The organism is Gordonia sp. SMJS1, from assembly GCF_029866425.1.
Taxonomy (GTDB): Bacteria; Actinomycetota; Actinomycetes; order Mycobacteriales; family Mycobacteriaceae; genus Gordonia; species Gordonia hongkongensis.
Genome location: NZ_CP123381.1, coordinates 4,392,311 through 4,408,179, shown reverse-complemented (window position 1 = coordinate 4,408,179; position 15,869 = coordinate 4,392,311). Strand labels below are relative to the sequence as shown.

15 protein-coding genes are annotated in these 15,869 nt (G+C 67.8%); 14 read left to right on the top strand and 1 reads right to left on the bottom strand.

Going from position 1 to position 15,869, the window contains the following annotated elements; translation table 11 throughout:
- Positions 1-150 precede the first annotated feature (150 nt).
- The 12 genes from QAD21_RS19985 (at position 151) to QAD21_RS19930 (ending at position 12,639) form a co-directional block, all read left to right on the top strand.
- Positions 151-756 carry a DNA-3-methyladenine glycosylase I gene (locus QAD21_RS19985; RefSeq protein WP_280360179.1) on the top strand — a complete coding sequence of 202 codons (606 nt, stop codon included), beginning with the start codon at positions 151-153 and terminating at the stop codon, positions 754-756.
- Positions 757-785: 29 nt separating this feature from the next.
- Positions 786-1,532: an Asp/Glu/hydantoin racemase gene (locus QAD21_RS19980; protein ID WP_280360178.1), complete on the top strand. Its 747-nt coding sequence runs from the start codon at positions 786-788 to the stop codon at positions 1,530-1,532.
- A complete protein-coding gene (locus QAD21_RS19975; protein WP_068971209.1) occupies positions 1,529-1,924 on the top strand; it encodes a PPOX class F420-dependent oxidoreductase in 396 nt (131 codons plus the stop codon). Before QAD21_RS19980 ends, QAD21_RS19975 begins: the two co-directional genes overlap by 4 nt.
- Positions 1,925-2,170: 246 nt before the next feature.
- Positions 2,171-2,269, top strand: a complete 99-nt coding sequence (locus QAD21_RS19970) for a potassium-transporting ATPase subunit F (protein ID WP_083229393.1) — start codon at positions 2,171-2,173, stop codon at positions 2,267-2,269.
- 4 nt (positions 2,270-2,273) lie between these two features.
- Entirely contained in the window at positions 2,274-4,079 is a 1,806-nt protein-coding gene (gene kdpA / locus QAD21_RS19965) for a potassium-transporting ATPase subunit KdpA (protein ID WP_280360177.1), read from the top strand.
- 44 nt (positions 4,080-4,123) lie between these two features.
- The gene (gene kdpB / locus QAD21_RS19960) at positions 4,124-6,205 is read left to right on the top strand and encodes a potassium-transporting ATPase subunit KdpB (protein WP_280361810.1); all 2,082 of its coding nucleotides are present in this window, start codon (positions 4,124-4,126) and stop codon (positions 6,203-6,205) included.
- Positions 6,206-6,209: 4 nt separating this feature from the next.
- Positions 6,210-6,845, top strand: a complete 636-nt coding sequence (locus QAD21_RS19955; RefSeq protein WP_280360176.1) for a potassium-transporting ATPase subunit C — start codon at positions 6,210-6,212, stop codon at positions 6,843-6,845.
- Positions 6,846-6,864: 19 nt separating this feature from the next.
- Positions 6,865-9,414 (top strand): sensor histidine kinase KdpD, encoded by a 2,550-nt coding sequence (locus QAD21_RS19950; protein ID WP_280360175.1) that lies wholly within the window; start codon positions 6,865-6,867, stop codon positions 9,412-9,414.
- Positions 9,411-10,115 carry a response regulator gene (locus tag QAD21_RS19945; RefSeq protein ID WP_165629614.1) on the top strand — a complete coding sequence of 235 codons (705 nt, stop codon included), beginning with the start codon at positions 9,411-9,413 and terminating at the stop codon, positions 10,113-10,115. The genes QAD21_RS19950 and QAD21_RS19945 overlap by 4 nt, the downstream gene beginning before the upstream one ends.
- Positions 10,112-11,041, top strand: coding sequence for an aminoglycoside phosphotransferase family protein (locus tag QAD21_RS19940; protein WP_165629615.1), 930 nt, complete (start codon positions 10,112-10,114; stop codon positions 11,039-11,041). Before QAD21_RS19945 ends, QAD21_RS19940 begins: the two co-directional genes overlap by 4 nt.
- A gap of 393 nt (positions 11,042-11,434) precedes the next feature.
- Positions 11,435-11,749 (top strand): transposase, encoded by a 315-nt coding sequence (locus QAD21_RS19935; RefSeq protein ID WP_068969944.1) that lies wholly within the window; start codon positions 11,435-11,437, stop codon positions 11,747-11,749.
- Positions 11,746-12,639, top strand: a complete 894-nt coding sequence (locus QAD21_RS19930) for an IS3 family transposase (RefSeq protein ID WP_165630008.1) — start codon at positions 11,746-11,748, stop codon at positions 12,637-12,639. The genes QAD21_RS19935 and QAD21_RS19930 overlap by 4 nt, the downstream gene beginning before the upstream one ends.
- Positions 12,640-13,110: 471 nt before the next feature.
- Here QAD21_RS19930 and QAD21_RS19925 read toward each other — a convergent pair whose 3' ends face one another.
- Positions 13,111-13,863, bottom strand: a complete 753-nt coding sequence (locus QAD21_RS19925) for a maleate cis-trans isomerase (protein ID WP_280360174.1) — start codon at positions 13,861-13,863, stop codon at positions 13,111-13,113.
- 54 nt (positions 13,864-13,917) lie between these two features.
- On the opposite strand from QAD21_RS19925, the gene QAD21_RS19920 reads away from it, so the two are divergent.
- Positions 13,918-15,324: an amidase gene (locus tag QAD21_RS19920; RefSeq protein ID WP_259936160.1), complete on the top strand. Its 1,407-nt coding sequence runs from the start codon at positions 13,918-13,920 to the stop codon at positions 15,322-15,324.
- Complete coding sequence (locus tag QAD21_RS19915; RefSeq protein ID WP_259936161.1) at positions 15,321-15,857, top strand: DUF3830 family protein; 537 nt, start codon at positions 15,321-15,323, stop codon at positions 15,855-15,857. Before QAD21_RS19920 ends, QAD21_RS19915 begins: the two co-directional genes overlap by 4 nt.
- Positions 15,858-15,869 lie beyond the last annotated feature (12 nt).

The window sequence follows — 15,869 nt, the reverse complement described above, 5'->3', positions numbered from 1 at the left end:
CTGCGCAAAGTGATCATCGCGACACACAACGGGACGCTTTCGCAATACTTGGTAACGGGGAGATAACGGCGGCGCTCGTACCCCCCGAACCGCCGATGAGCTGGGATGTCGGTGTCGCGGAGTAGCCTCCTCGCGACGAGAGGGGCGTGCATGCCTGACGACACCATAACGATCGCCGACGGTCGAGCGCGTTGCCTGTGGGCGGCGCGTGAGCCGGAGACCACCTACCACGACACGGAGTGGGGATTCCCGATAGCCGGTGACACGGCGCTGTTCGAGCGTGTCTGCCTCGAGGGTTTCCAGTCCGGGCTCAGCTGGCGGACGATTCTGATCAAGCGGGAGAACTTCCGGGCCGCGTTCGCCGGATTCGACATCGAGCGCGTGGCACGCTTCACCGACGCCGACGTCGCCAGGCTGCTCGCCGACGCCGGCGTCATCCGACACCGCGGCAAGATCGAGGCATCGATCAACAATGCTCGCCGGGCCGTCGAACTGATCGACGAGCAGGGGTCGCTGGAGTCCTATTTCTGGAAATACGCCCCCGCCGGGGACCACGTGCCGGGTTCGATGACGACCTCGCCCGAGTCGCTCGCTCTGTCCAAGGACTTGAAGAAGCGCGGCTGGCGGTTCGTCGGTCCGACCACGATGTTCGCTCTCATGCAGGCGACGGGAATGGTCAACGACCACGCCTACGGCTGCGTGATCCGCGAGGACGTGGAAGCGGCGTTGCGCGAGGCGGGCCTGCACAAATTGTAGACAATCCGACAATGTGCCATCATCCCTGCATGACGGCCCAGATCGGTATCGGGATGGTGTGCCCGTTCGACATGGCTCTCGATCGTGAGCTGTGGCGGTGGATGCCGGATTCGGTGTCGCTGTACTTCACCCGCACCGGTTTCATCGACGCGCCCGTGGACGTGGAACTGTGCCGCGACCTGAACAACCACGCCGAGATCGCCGCCGCCGTGCGGGCCGTCTCGTCGGTCGGGCCGCGCGCCTTCGGTTACGCCTGCGCATCCGGCAGCTTCGTTTACGGGATGGCCGGTGCGCTCGAGATCTCGAACTGCATGGTCGCGGCCGGTGCCGACCGGGCGGTGACGACGTCGGAGGCACTGATCCGTGCGCTCGATGTACTGGGCATCGGTACGCTTTCGGTCGCGACGCCCTACACGGCGAACCTCACCGCTCTGCTGTGCGACTTCCTCGCCGAATCAGGCCGGAGCGTCGTGGCGCAGGCCGGGCTCGGCCGCGACCACGAGATCTGGACGATTCCCTACCACGTGACCGCCGACCTGATCCGCGCCGCGGACCATCCCGATGCCGAGGCGATCTTCGTGTCCTGCACCAACCTGTGGACCTACGACATCCTCGCCGGCCTCGAAGCCGAACTCGGCAAGCCCGTCCTGTCGGCGAACCAGGTCACCGCCTGGGCGACCCTGTGCGACGCCGGAGTCCTCGGCGAGATCAACGGGCCCGCGGGCACGTCGGACGGCCATGCGCAGACACTGTTTGCCCGTAGCATTGCCGCATGACCTCGAGCGCGGCGACATTCGGCGAAGCAGGCACCGCCAAGTACGTGAATCTGACGACCTACCGCAAGGACGGCACCGCGGTGACCTCGCCGCTGTGGGCGGCGCTCGACGGCGACCAACTCGTCATGTGGACCGTCGCGGATTCGTGGAAGGTCAAGCGCCTGCGACGCGATCCGCGCGTCGTCGTGCAGGCCTGTGACGTCCGGGGCCACAAGACTTTCGGTGCACCCGTCAGCGGCACCGCCGAGGTGCTCGACGCCGCGGACAGCGGCCGCGTCAAGAAGGCCATCGCCGACAAGTACGGACTCCTCGGCAAGATCACCATGCTCGGCAGCAAGCTCCGCCGGGGCGATCACGGCAGCGTGGGGATCGTCATCACGCCTACGGCGTAGCAACCCGCGCCGCTCCGCGCGGATGTCAACGCCGCATCAATAACGGCGTGGCCCGCGTATGGAAAGTGTTAAGAGCTCTTTCGCGGCCCGTCGGGCTGCGTGATCCTTCGACGTGGCCACCGAGTGGTGGACGTCGATGTGATCGGAGAGTGACTGCGTGGCGGACCTCGTGTACGTGCTGCCGGCCCTCGCAGGGTTCGCCCTGTGCGTGCTGGCGGTGCGAGCCCTCGATGTGCGGACCAAGTCGTGACCGCCGACGGGGTGACCAACGTCGTGCTGCTGGCCCTCGCCGCCGCGACCGTGGTGTTCCTGCTCGTCGCGCTGGTGTTCCCGGAGAGGTTCTGACGCCGTGAACACAACTGTTGCGGGACTGCTGCAGGTGGCCGCGCTGGTCGTCATCCTTGCCGTTGCCTACGTCCCCCTGGGCGATTACATGGCACGCGTCTACACCGGTGAGAGGGACCTTCTCGTCGAGCGCGTCCTCTACCGGATGGCGCGGGTGGACCCCCGCCGCCAGCAGACCTGGGTGGGTTACGCCCTTGCAGTGCTGGCCTTTTCGCTGATCTCGTTCCTCGTCGTCTACCTGCTGCAGCGTCTGCAGGGGGTGTTGCCGTGGTCCGACGGTAAATCCGGTGTGGCCCCGTCGATGGCGTTCAATACCGCGATCTCCTTCGTCAGCAACACCAACTGGCAGTCCTTCTCGCCCGAAGTGGTGATGAGCAACCTGACACAGATGCTCGGCCTCGCCGTCCAGAACTTCGTCTCGGCAGCGGTGGGACTGGCGGTCGCGATCGCGGTCATCCGCGGGATCGTGAGCCGCCGCGGAACCGGCGAGATCGGGAACTTCTGGGTGGACCTGGTGCGCGGATCGGTCCGAATCCTGTTGCCGCTCAGTCTCGTCCTCGCGACACTGCTGATCACCCAGGGGCTGGTGCAGTCCTGGCACACCGGGTTCGGGTGGACCACCCTCGACGGTGCCGACGCGCGGAGCATGCTCGGCCCGTTCGCCTCGCAGGAGGCCATCAAGGAACTCGGCACCAACGGCGGCGGGACACTGTCGGCGAACTCGGCACACCCGTTCTCCAACCCGACGCCTTTGTCGAACCTGCTGGAGATCGCCGTACTCCTGTTGATCCCGGTCTGCCTGACGCGCACCTACGGAAGGATGGTCGGCGACCGCCAGCAGGGACTGACGCTGCTCGGCGTGATGGCCGCGATCTGGTCGCTGATGCTCACGCTCGTGTGGATCTTCGAGAGCCGCACCCCCGGAAGCGCTTCCGCGGCCGCCGGGGGGATGATGGAAGGCAAGGAGGTCCGGTTCGGCATCCCCGGATCGGCGCTGTTCGCGGTGTCGACCACCGGCACGTCGACCGGCGCGGTGAACTCCGCGCACGACAGTTTCTCGGCGGTCGGCGGCGGCGCCGTCCTGTGGAACATGCTGCTCGGTGAGGTCGCACCCGGCGGTGTGGGATCGGGTCTCTACGGCATCCTCGTGATGGCGATGATCACCGTCTTCATCGGTGGTCTGCTCGTCGGGCGCTCGCCCACGTTCCTCGGTAAACGCATCGGACAGCACGAGATCACCATGGCCGCGCTGTACGTGCTGGTGATGCCGGCGCTCGTATTGATCGGCACCGGGATCTCTATGATCCTGGGATCGACGACGCAGGCGCAGGGCAACAGCGGGGCGCCGGGGAGTCCGGGCTCGATCCACGGGTTCAGCGAAGTCCTGTACGCGTACGCGTCGGCGGCGAACAACAACGGCAGTGCGTTCGGCGGACTCACGGTGACCGGTGACTGGTTCCAGGCCTCGCTCGGTATGGCGATGCTCGTGGGTCGTTTCCTGCCGATCGTGCTGGTGCTCGCGCTGGCCGGGCTGCTCGCCCGGCAGACGCCGCGCGGTGGTGACGCCCGGTCCGGGGACCCCGCGCGACCGTCGGCCGCCATCGGGGACCGAGTCGGCGGCGCGTCGACCGCGGTTCTCACCGTCCCTGCCGACACCGCCACCGATGACGTTGCGGCGGAGACGCGTTCGACCCTGCCCACCTCCGGACTCCTGTTCGGATTCCTTCTGACCGCGACCATTGTGCTCGTCGCCGGTCTCACCTTCTTCCCGGCCATGGCGCTGGGACCGATTGCCGAGGCACTGCTGTGACCACACAACTCGTCACCTCCGACGATCCTGACAAGACGAGCGTCGTGGATCCCATCGACGCCGAGCCGACGCTGGTGTCGCGCGGCGCCTTCGACGTGCGTTCGCTGGTGACGTCGATGCCGCTGGCACTGCGGAAGCTCAGCCCGCGCGATCAGGCCCGGAACCCGGTGATGTTCGTCGTGTTCCTCGGAGCCGTCGTCACCACCCTGCTCGCGATGCTGCGGCCATCCTGGTTCAGCTGGACCGTCGCCGCCTGGCTGTGGTTCACCGTCCTGTTCGCCAACCTCGCCGAAGCCGTCGCCGAGGGACGTGGCCGGGCGCAGGCCGACAGTCTGCGAAAGGTGAAGCGGGACACGGTCGCTCGTCGGCTCCGCGCCGACGACGACGTCACCGGGGTCGGGGCGACCGAGGAGGTCGCCGGCAGCGACCTGCGGATCGGCGACCTCGTCGTGGTCGAGGCGGGCGAGGTCATCGCCGGTGACGGCGACGTCGTCGACGGGATCGCCACCGTGGACGAGTCGGCGATCACCGGCGAGTCGGCGCCGGTCGTCCGCGAATCCGGTGGCGATCGCTCGGCGGTCACCGGCGGAACCGTGGTGCTCTCCGACCGCATCGTCGTCCGGATCACCACGGCGCCGGGGGAGACCTTCGTCGACCGGATGATCGCGCTCGTCGAGGGCGCCGCGCGGACGAAGACCCCCAACGAGATCGCGCTGGACATCCTGCTGACGAGCCTGACGGTGATCTTCCTCCTCGCGGTCGTCGCTGTCTCGCCGATGCAGGAGTACGCCGGGCAGTCCCCCGACCCGGTGAAACTGATCGCGCTGCTGGTGTGCCTCATACCGACGACCATCGGCGCCCTGCTCAGCTCGATCGGCATCGCCGGCATGGATCGGCTGGTGCAGCGCAACGTCCTGGCCATGTCGGGGCGCGCGGTCGAGGCGGCCGGCGACATCGACACACTCCTGATGGACAAAACCGGGACCATCACCTACGGCAACCGGCGCGCCACCGATCTGTACGCGGCCCCCGGGGTGTCCGTCGACGAACTGGCACGAATCGCCCACCGCTGCAGTCTCGCCGACGACACCCCCGAGGGACGCAGCATCGTCGAACTCTGCCGGACCGCGTACGGCATCGCGCCGGACGCAGCGACCGGCGACACGATCATCCCGTTCACCGCGCAGACGCGGATGAGCGGCGTGGACTCCCGGACCGACGGCGGTGTGGTCGAGTATCGGAAAGGCGCCGCCGACGCGGTCACCCGCTGGGTGATCGCCGGAGCAGGGGCCGTCGACGACGCCGTCGCCGCCGATGTGGAGCGGGTGTCGTCGGCGGGTGGCACGCCGCTCGTGGTCGGCGTCCGCGACGCCGGCCGGCCCGCCCGCGTCATGGGTGTGATCGGGCTGTCCGATGTGGTGAAGCCCGGCATGACAGCGCGGTTCGCGCAGCTCCGCGCGATGGGCATCCGCACCGTGATGGTCACCGGCGACAACCCGCTCACCGCCCGGGCCATCGCGACCGAGGCCGGTGTCGACGACTTCGTCGCCGAGGCCACACCCGAGCAGAAGCTGGATCTCATCCGCTCGGAGCAGGCCGCCGGGCGTCTGGTCGCGATGACCGGCGACGGTACCAACGATGCACCGGCGCTGGCGCAGGCCGACGTGGGGCTGGCGATGAACACCGGGACATCGGCGGCCAAGGAAGCCGGCAACATGGTGGACCTCGACTCCGACCCGACGAAACTCATCGAGGTCGTCGGCATCGGCAAGCAGTTGCTGATCACCCGAGGTGCCCTGACGACGTTCTCGCTCGCCAACGACCTCGCGAAGTACTTCGCGATCCTGCCCGCGATGTTCACCGCCGTCTATCCACAACTCGACGCCCTGAACATCATGGGCCTGCATTCGGCGCAGTCGGCGATCGTGTCCGCGGTGATCTTCAACGCACTGATCATCGTGGCGCTCATCCCGCTGTCGTTGCGCGGCGTGCGCTACCGGCCGGACTCGGCGTCGAAGTTGTTGGGCCGCAACCTACTCGTCTACGGAATCGGTGGGGTGGTCACGCCGTTCGTCGGCATCTGGCTGATCGATCTCCTCGTTCGTCTTCTTCCGGGAATGGGATGACGTCATGAACACAGTCTGGTCCGGCTTCGTCCGGCAATGCGTCGCCGCCGCGGGCATGATCCTCGGTCTCACGCTGATCCTGGGCCTCGCCTATCCGGCTGCCGTGTGGGCGATCTCGCGGGTGAACACCGACGGGGCGGAGGGCTCGCGGGTGTTCGATACCGCGGGATGTGCGGTCGGCTCGACGCTGATCGGTGTCGACCCGCAGGTCGAAGCGGGTGCGCCCGATCCTTATCTGCATGCTCGGGTTGTGGGCGCCCCGGGTGAGCCGATGGCGACCGGGGACCCGGCAGCGTCCGCGGCGACCAATCAGGGGCCCAACAGCGAGGTCCTGCTGACCAACGTCACCGCGCGTCGCGCGCTGATCGCCGCACGGGAGGGAGTGACACCCGCGCAGGTGCCCGCCGACGCGGTGACCGGGTCGGGGTCGGGACTCGACCCGCACATCAGTCCCGCCTATGCCGGGCTACAGGTCGCCCGGCTCGCGCGCGAGAACCGTCGGTCACCCGCGGAGATCGAGGCGGTCATCGACGCGCACACCGAGGGCAGACAGTTCGGATTCCTCGGTGAGCCCCGCGTGAACGTCCTCGAGGTGAACCTCGCGCTGGGGCACGCGCCGCCCGGCTGTCGCGCCCCGTGAGCGCGGTTAGACTCGGTCGATGACATCAGCGGCGACCGGGCACCACGATGGTCGCGGCAAACTGCGGGTGTTCCTCGGTTGTGCGCCCGGCGTCGGCAAGACCTACGAGATGCTCGCGCAGGCCAGAACCCTTGTCGACGAGGGCACGGACGTCGTGATCGGGGTCGTCGAATCCCACGGGCGGGTCGCGACTGCCGCCCTCGCGGAAGGTGTGGAAGTCGTCCCGCGCACCAGGCGCCCCTACCGCGGGACACCGTTGGAGGACATGGACCTCGACTCTGTGCTGGCTCGCCGGCCGCAGGTGGTGCTGGTCGACGAGCTCGCCCACACGAATGTCCCCGGGCTCCGAAACCGCAAGCGGTGGGAGGACATCGAGGAGTTGCTCGCCGCCGGGATCGACGTCTACTCGACGATCAACATCCAGCACCTGGAGAGTCTGAACGACGTCGTCGCCCAGATCACCGGAGTGGTGCAACGGGAGACCGTGCCCGACGACATTGTGCGCGGTGCCGACGAGATCGAACTCGTCGACATCGATCCGCAAGCGTTGCGCCAGCGCCTGTCCGCGGGCAAGGTCTACCCGAACGGGCGGGTCGACGGTGCCCTGGTCAACTACTTCCGGCAGGGCAACCTCACCGCGCTGCGCGAGCTCGCGCTGTTGTGGCTCGCCGACCAGGTCGACGACAAGCTCGCGGATTATCGTGCGGCGCACTCCATCACCGAGACCTGGGAAGCGCGTGAACGGGTCGTGGTGGCCGTCACCGGTGGCGCCGAATCGCCGACCCTGCTCCGACGCGCGAGCCGGATCGCATCGCGGTCGAGCGCCGAACTGCTGGCCGTCCATGTGGTACGGGGCGACGGGCTGACCGGTGCGGGCGTGGACCTCGCCGCGCTCAAGGAACTCGCGACGGGATTCGGGGCGCGAATCCACACCGTCGTCGGCGACGACATCCCGGACACGCTGCTGGACTTCGCACGTGGCGTCAACGCCACCCAGCTCGTACTCGGCACCTCGCGCCGACCGCGATGGCAGCGGATCTTCGACGAAGGCGTCGGCGCCGCCGTGGTGAGCGAGAGCGGCCGCATCGACGTGCACATGGTGACCCACGACGAGACGACCCGGCGGTCCCGACTAGACATCCGGGACACCCGCTTCCACCGGCCGCTGAGCTGGGTCTTCGCGGTGCTGGTCCCGGCCGTCGTCACCGGGGTGCTCCAGCTGCTCGACCCGTGGCTCGGTTTCGCCAGCCAATCGGCGCTGTACTTCGTTGCGGTGCTGGCGGTGTCGATGCTCGGTGGCATCCTGCCGGCCGCGTTGTCGGCGGTCATCTCCGGCCTGCTGCTGAACTACTTCTTCACCGATCCCAGGTTCACGTTCACGATCAGCCAGCCCGACAATCTGATCACCATCCTGGTGATGTTGTTGATCGCGATCGCGGTTGCCGCGCTGGTGGATTCGGCGACCGTTCGACGTGCACAGGCGCAGGACGCCGCCCGCGAGGCCGAACTGCTCGCGCTGTTCTCCAGCGTCGTGCTCGGCGGTGCCGACGTCCCGGTCCTGCTGGACCGGTTCCGGGAGACCTACGATCAGTCGGCCGTGTCGGTGGTACGGCGGACCTCGCGGGCCGGCCGGACGGTCGAGGCCGCGGTGGGCGACTCACCGCCGACGACCCCGGAGGACGCCGACACCGTCTGCGTCGTGCCGGGTGACGAGTTCGAACTGCTCCTGCGCGGGCCGAAGCTCGGGGCGCGGGATCGTCGCGTCCTGTCGGCCGTGGCCGGGCAGGCGGCGGGCGCCGTGCAGCGTCACGCCCTCGAAGCCGAGGCGGCGACGGCCGACGCGCTCGCGCGCACCGACGAGCTACGGCGGGCCCTGCTGTCGGCGGTCGGACACGAACTGCGGACGCCGTTGGCCGCGGCGAAGGCGGCGGTGTCGAGCCTGCGCAGTGACGACGTCACCTTCAGTGACGAGGACACCGCGGAACTGCTGGCGACCGTCGACGAGTCGGTCGATCACCTCACCTCGCTGGTGGGGAACCTGCTGGACTCCTCGCGGCTCGCGGCAGGGGCGGTCCGGCCGCAGCGGCAGCGGACCTTCCTGCCCGAGGTCGTGCATCGCGCCGCGGTGACGGCGGGCCGTCCCGACCGGCCACCGGGCCCGGTCTTCGATCTCGAACATGCCTGGGCGTACACCGATCCCGGACTGCTCGAGCGTGCGCTGGCGAACCTCATCGACAACGCGCGCCGACACGGCGGCGGGCAGGTCGAGATCACCGCCCGGCTGACCCCCGCCGACCCGCCCCGATGCGTGATCCGGGTCGTTGACCACGGAACCGGTCTCCCGATGGTGGATCGAGACCAGATCTTCGTACCCTTCCACCAGAATGGCGACACCAGCGGCGCGTCGTCGGGGGTGGGCCTGGGGCTGTCGGTGGCGCGGGGATTCGTCACGGCAATCGGGGGCGTGCTGAGCGTCGAGGACACGCCGGGCGGTGGCGCCACCATGGTCGTCGACCTGCCCGCGACCGACGAGGACGCGCACCCCGAGACAGCAAGGCCGACCCGATGAGCGCCGAGAAGACACGGGTCCTGGTCGTCGACGACGAACCGCAGTTGTTGCGGGCCCTACGGATCAACCTCAACGCGCGTGGCTTCGCGGTGACGACCGCGGCCACCGGGGCCGCCGCGCTGACAGCGGCCGCGCGGGAGAACCCGCACGTCGTGGTGCTCGATCTCGGCCTGCCCGACATCGACGGTCTGACGGTTCTCGAGGGACTGCGCGGATGGACGACGGTGCCCGTCATCGTCCTGTCGGCGCGCACCGACGCTGCCGACAAGGTCGTCGCGCTGGACTCGGGGGCCGACGATTACGTCACCAAACCCTTTGGCATGGAGGAGTTCCTGGCCCGGCTGCGAGCCGCGCTACGGCGCGGAGCCGTGTCGAACGCGACGTCGGAAGCGCCGGTCGTGGACGCGGGTGCCTTCGTCGTGGATCTGGCCGCCAAACAGGTGACGCGCGGGGAGGTTCCGGTCCACCTGACGCCGACCGAGTGGGGCATCCTGGAGATGCTGGTGCGTCACGAGGGAAAACTGGTGTCGCAGAGTGACATCCTGACCACGGTGTGGGGCCCGGGGTACCTGGGGCAGAGCAACTACCTGCGCGTCTACCTGGCGAGTCTTCGACGCAAACTCGAGGAGGACCCGGCGCACCCGCGGCACCTCCTGACCGAGGCCGGAATGGGCTACCGGTTCGTCCGCGGCGCACTGTGATCACGGCGCCGGAGATCCCGGTCGGTCTGTCGGAGCAGGCCGCGCTCGGTCCGCTCTGGGTGGACTGGCTGTCGCGTCTACCGGGCGCGGTCTCGGCCCTCCTGGACGAGTGGGGATTGCGTCGTGACGGTGACGAGCTGTGGCACGGGTTCGAGTCACTCGTCGTTCCCGTGCTCGATCGGCAGGGTGCGCGGGCGGTCCTCAAGGTGGCGTTCGACGGTGACGACGAAGGTGCGCAAGAGGCACTGGGACTGCAACATTGGCACGGTCGCGGGGCGGTACGCATGTTGCGCGCCGATCCGCGTCGACGCGCGATCCTCCTCGAACGACTGACGCGACGCGATCTGACGACCATCGACGATGACGAAGCATGCCGGGTGGTCGCCGGTCTCTACGGCCGGTTGCACATCCCTGCGCCGGGGCGGCTGGCGCTCCTCACCACACATCTCGAGCGCTGGCTGGACAACCTGGCCGGCATCCCGCGGGACGCGCCGGTTCCGCGCCGGTTCGTCGAGCAGGCGCTGTCGGTCGGCCGGGACTTCCTGGCCGACACGGCCACGGTGGGTGTCATCGTGCACGGCGACCTGCACCACGAGAACGTCCTCGCCGATGCCGACGGCCGCTGGGTCGCCATCGACCCGAGCCCGATGTCGGGGGATGCGCACTACGAACTCGCCCCCATGCTGTGGAATCGCCTCGGCCCGCGCGTGTCCGACGTTCGGTACGACATCCGCCGCCGCTTCTACACCATCACCGATGCGGCGGACCTCGATCCGGACCGGGCCCGCGACTGGGTCATCGTCCGGATGATCCTCAACGCGCACTGGGCGATCGAGGACGCCGACCGCGCGTCACGCCCGCTCCGACCGGCCGACCGGGAGTGGATCACCACCTGCATCACCGTCGCGAAAGCGGTGATCGACTGATCCGTCGGCCGTGCGCCGAATCTCGTTGACTGTGCGTCGGTCGCGAGCCCCCGCTGGTTGAGCCGGCACCCCCCTCCGCTGGTTGAGCCGGCACCTCCCTCCGCTGGTTGAGGCGGCACCCCCCTCCGCTGGTTGAGCCGGCAGCTCCCTCCGCTGGTTGAGGCGGCACCCCCCTCCGCTGGTTGAGCCGGCACCCCCCTCCGCTGGTTGAGCCGGCACCTCCCTCCGCTGGTTGATGCGGCACCTCCCTCCGCTGGTTGATGCGGCACCTCCCCTCCGCTGGTTGAGCCGGCAACGAGCCGCTAGGCGAGTCGCCGTGTCGAAACTGAGCCTCCCCAGTTTGAGTGGACACCGAGATAGTGGGGCCAGGGGTCCTGCTGGAAGGATGTCGACATGTCCAGGAGGCGGTCGTTTACGCCGGAGTACAAGGCTCAGGCTGCTCGTCGGGTGATTGATGGTGGTCGGCCGATCACCGAGGTGGCTCGGGAACTCAATGTGCATGAGAATCTGCTGGGCAAATGGGTTCGGGCTGAGCGGCTTCGAGACGGCGTCGCCGATGATGTTCGCAAGGTGCCGCCCGACCAAGATCTGTCGGCGAGTGAACGCTCAGAACTGACCAGGCTGCGTGCCGAACTCGCCGAGAAGGACCGTGATATCGCATTCCTGAAAAAAGTATCGGCGTACTTTGCGGCGCAGCATCATCGGTGAGTCGTTTCGAACTCATCGCCGCGGAGTGCGCCAACCACGACGTGACGAAACTTGTTGCTCTCCTGGGTGTGTCGCGGTCCGGATTCTACGCGTGGGCAGATCGGCAACATCGTGTCGAGTTGACGCCCCGACAGCAGCGGCGCCGGGATCTGGAAGTGAAGATTCTGGCGCACTGGCAGGCCTCGCGACGCATCTACGGTTCACCGCGCATTACCGCCGATCTGCACGCTGAGGGGGTGGCGGTCTCGGAGAACACCGTCGCCAAGATCATGGCCGAGATGGGCATCGAGGGCATCAGTCCGCGCACGTTCAAGGTCAGGACCACCCAGGTCGATCCGGCCGCGTCGTTCCCGCCGGACCGGGTCGGCCGCGATTTCGATCGCGGCGGCATCAACCTGGTCTGGACCTCCGATATCACCTATCTGACCTGCGGCGAAGGGGACGCCTACCTGTGCGCGATCCGAGACGAGCACTCGCGTCGAGTGCTGGGCTGGTCGCTGGCAGATCACATGCGCACCGAGCTCGTCGAGGACGCGGTGGATGCTGCAGTGCTCACTCGTGGCGGTTCGGTGGCCGGCACCATTCTGCACAGCGACCGAGGCGGTCAGTACACCAGCTACGACATGGCTTCAGCGTGCCGTCGACATGGTTTGCAACGCTCGATGGGCGCGACCGGCATCTGCTGGGACAACGCCGGCGCCGAGTCGTTGTGGTCAACGGTCAAACACGAGAACTACAAGCGCCACGCGTACGGCAGCTACGCGAATCTTGCTGCCGGACTTGACAATTACATCCGATTCTACAACCATGACAGAAGGCATAGCTCGCTAGGGATGGTCTCACCTATCGACTTCGAAATCAGATCACACACAAGTCAGCAAACAAGCTAACCGTGTCCACTTTTTCAGGGGAACCTCAAACCACCTGGTGACCCGAGAAACTCAACTGCCGACAATCAGGCCGGCGTCATTCCGGACTGTCTCTGGATTTCGGCTTGCCAGCGTGACACGCCAGCCTGCCTGGCTAGCCTCCGCGACGACATCGACTCGACGTACACATCTGCGGCGCTTTCGGGTTGGTCGGTTGAGGGCTGAGGTCCTTACGGGTTTGCCTGGTTACCAGGTGGTTTCGACTCGGCGCCTCGCTTCGCTCGGGGCCGGCTCAACCAGCGGGTGGGGACGCCCCTCAACCAGCGGGTGGGGGCACCCCTCAACCAGCGGGTGGGGGCATCCCTCAACCAAGGGGTAGGGGACACACTCTGACGAGACCTGTGAGTGGTTTCGACACGGCGCCTCGCTCCGCTCGGGGCCGGCTCAACCAGCGGGTGGGGGCACCCCTCAACCAGCGGGTAGGGACACCCCTCAACCAGCGAGTGGGCCGGGCGGAGAGGTGAACAAGCTCCCGAGTCCGGGAGCGTCGACCGTGAGCCCGGTGAGTCGGGGCCCCTCCCACGCGGTGACCTGATTCGCGGTCAGCACGGATTTGCCGAACTTGGCCTCGAGGTCGACGACCCACATCGCGGTGTGTAACGCGGTGTCGGGGACCAGGATTGCCTGTGCCGATGTGGAATCGGCGGCCGACAGCATCTCGAACAATTCGTCGCCGTCGAACATCCCTGCCTCGGTCGCCGTCCCGATGTCGTTGGCGCGCAGGACCACCACCTCGACACCCGCGTCGGCGAGAAACCCGATGAAGCGGCTCGCCAGTGGTTCCGGATAGGTGGCGGCGACCGCGACCCGTGACAGACCGAGATGCCGGCAGGCCGCGACGAAGGCCAGTGACGTCGACGACGCCGGACGGCCGGACTTTCCGGCGACATCGGCGGCCTGGCGTCGGGCGCCGTCGAAACCGAAGACGAAGCTGCCCGAGGTGCACGCCCACATCAGCGCCGATGGGTGGTGGGCCTGCGCTCGCCGCACGCCGTTGAAGAGGCGGTCCTGCTCGCCGACCGCAGCCATGGCCTCGACGGTGTGGTCGTCGGAGTCCACCTCGGTGATCACGACCGGCAATCGGACCTCGGAATGGGGCTCGACAGCGCCGATCGCGGCCTCGATCAGTTCGAAGTCGTCCTCGGCTGCGTGGCCGGGATAGAGCATCGCGACGGTGGTTGTCACGCCCACACCTCCAAGGTAGATTGTCAACAATCTACCAATCTTCCGAGGGGACGCATGACGGACGCCACGCGGTGGCTCAGCGCCACGGAACTGGCCGAGGCCTACCGTACCGGCGAGCTGACGCCGGATTCGGTGGCGGCGGAGATGCTCGACGCCATCGATGACGTCGATCCGTCCATCAACGCGTTCTGCCTCATCGACCGCGAACGCACGTGCGCCGAGGCCCGGGAGTCCACTGAGCGATTCGCCGCCGGGACACCCCGCGGACCGCTCGACGGCGTTCCGGTCTCGATCAAGGACCTGTTGCTGACCGCCGGATGGCCGACGCTGCGCGGCTCGCTGATGATCGAGCCCGATCAGATGGTGTGGGACATCGACGCTCCCGCGGTGGCACGTCTTCGTGAGGCAGGTGCGGTCCTGCTCGGAAAGGTCACCACACCGGAATTCGGATGGAAGGGCGTCACCGACAGTCCGCGCACGGGCGTCACCCGCAATCCGTGGGACACCTCGTGTACGTCGGGCGGGTCGAGCGGAGGCAGTGCCGCGGCGCTCGCGGCCGGCTTGGGTCCGCTGTCGGTCGGCACCGATGGTGGCGGTTCCATCCGGATACCGGCCGCCTACTGCGGCGTCGTCGGGTTCAAGCCGACACTCGGCCGGGTGCCCATGTATCCGCCGAGCCCGTTCGCGCCGGTCGCCCACGTCGGTCCGATGACGCGGACGGTATCGGATTGTGCTGCGCTGCTCGATGTTTTGAGCGGGTTCGATCCCCGTGACTGGTCCGCATTGCCGTCGCCGACAACCAGTGCGGTCACCGCGGTCGCCGACGTTCGCGACCTCGCCGATCTGCGTGTCGGCTACAGCGCCGATCTCGGCTTCGGCACCAACGACCCAGGCGTACAGGCCAACACCGACCGGGTGGCGTCGGTACTGGAACAGCTCGGGGCGACCGTGGAGAAGGTCGATCTCGGATGGGAGGACCCGGCCTGGGCCTACCACGTCATCTGGTTCGCGGGTGCCGACGTCGTCGTCCGCGGGCTCGGACCGCACGCGGCCGAACTCGTGGACCCGCTGCTGATCGACGCGGTGGAACGGCATTCCGGTTTCACTGCAACAGATTTCGTCAGCGCGACCGCGCTACGGATGGAGATGGGTACCCAGATGGGCCTGCTCCATGAGGAATTCGACGTCCTGCTGACGCCGACGATGCCGACGGTGGCGTTCGAGGCCGGTCGTATCGTCCCGGACGGGGCGGGGTCGCCCGACTGGACATCCTGGACTCCCTACAGCTACCCGTTCAATCTCACCGGTCAGCCGGCGATCACCGTACCGAGTGGATTCGCCGATGGTCTGCCGACCGGCGCGCAGTTCGTCGGCGCCCGGCATCACGACGCGACGGTGTTGCGCGTCGCGGCAGCGTACGAGGCGGCCGCCGGCTTCACGATGTTGGGAGACCGCGCGTGACCGACGAACAGCGAACCGGCCCCGCGGCCCGACATGACCGGTTCATCACCGTGACATTGGAGAAGCGCGGGGTCACGGCGGTCGCCCGGATGCTCGATGCCGAAGCGCCTCGCACCGCAGCCGCGGTCTGGGACGCGTTGCCGCTGGGCGGTCAGGTGTTTCACGGAAAGTTCGCCCGCAACGAGATCTACACTCTACTACCGGCCTTCTGCGCGACCGAACCGGGCATGGAGAACACCACCATCACGCCCATCCCGGGCGACCTGTGTTACTTCACCTTCGACGGGGTGCTCGAGAACCCGGCGTATGGCTACGAGCTCGGCTCGGCCCCCGCCGAGCACCGGCTCCTCATCGACCTCGCAGTGTTCTACGGCCGCAACAATCTGCTGGTCAACGGTGACGTCGGATGGGTGCCGGGCAATGTGTTCGCCACGATCATCGAGGGTCTGGACGACTTCGCCGCAGCCTGCAATGACGTCTGGATGGGCGGCGCGCGCGGGGAAACACTGACTTACGCGCGCCATTCACGGTAAGAAAGAGGGAAT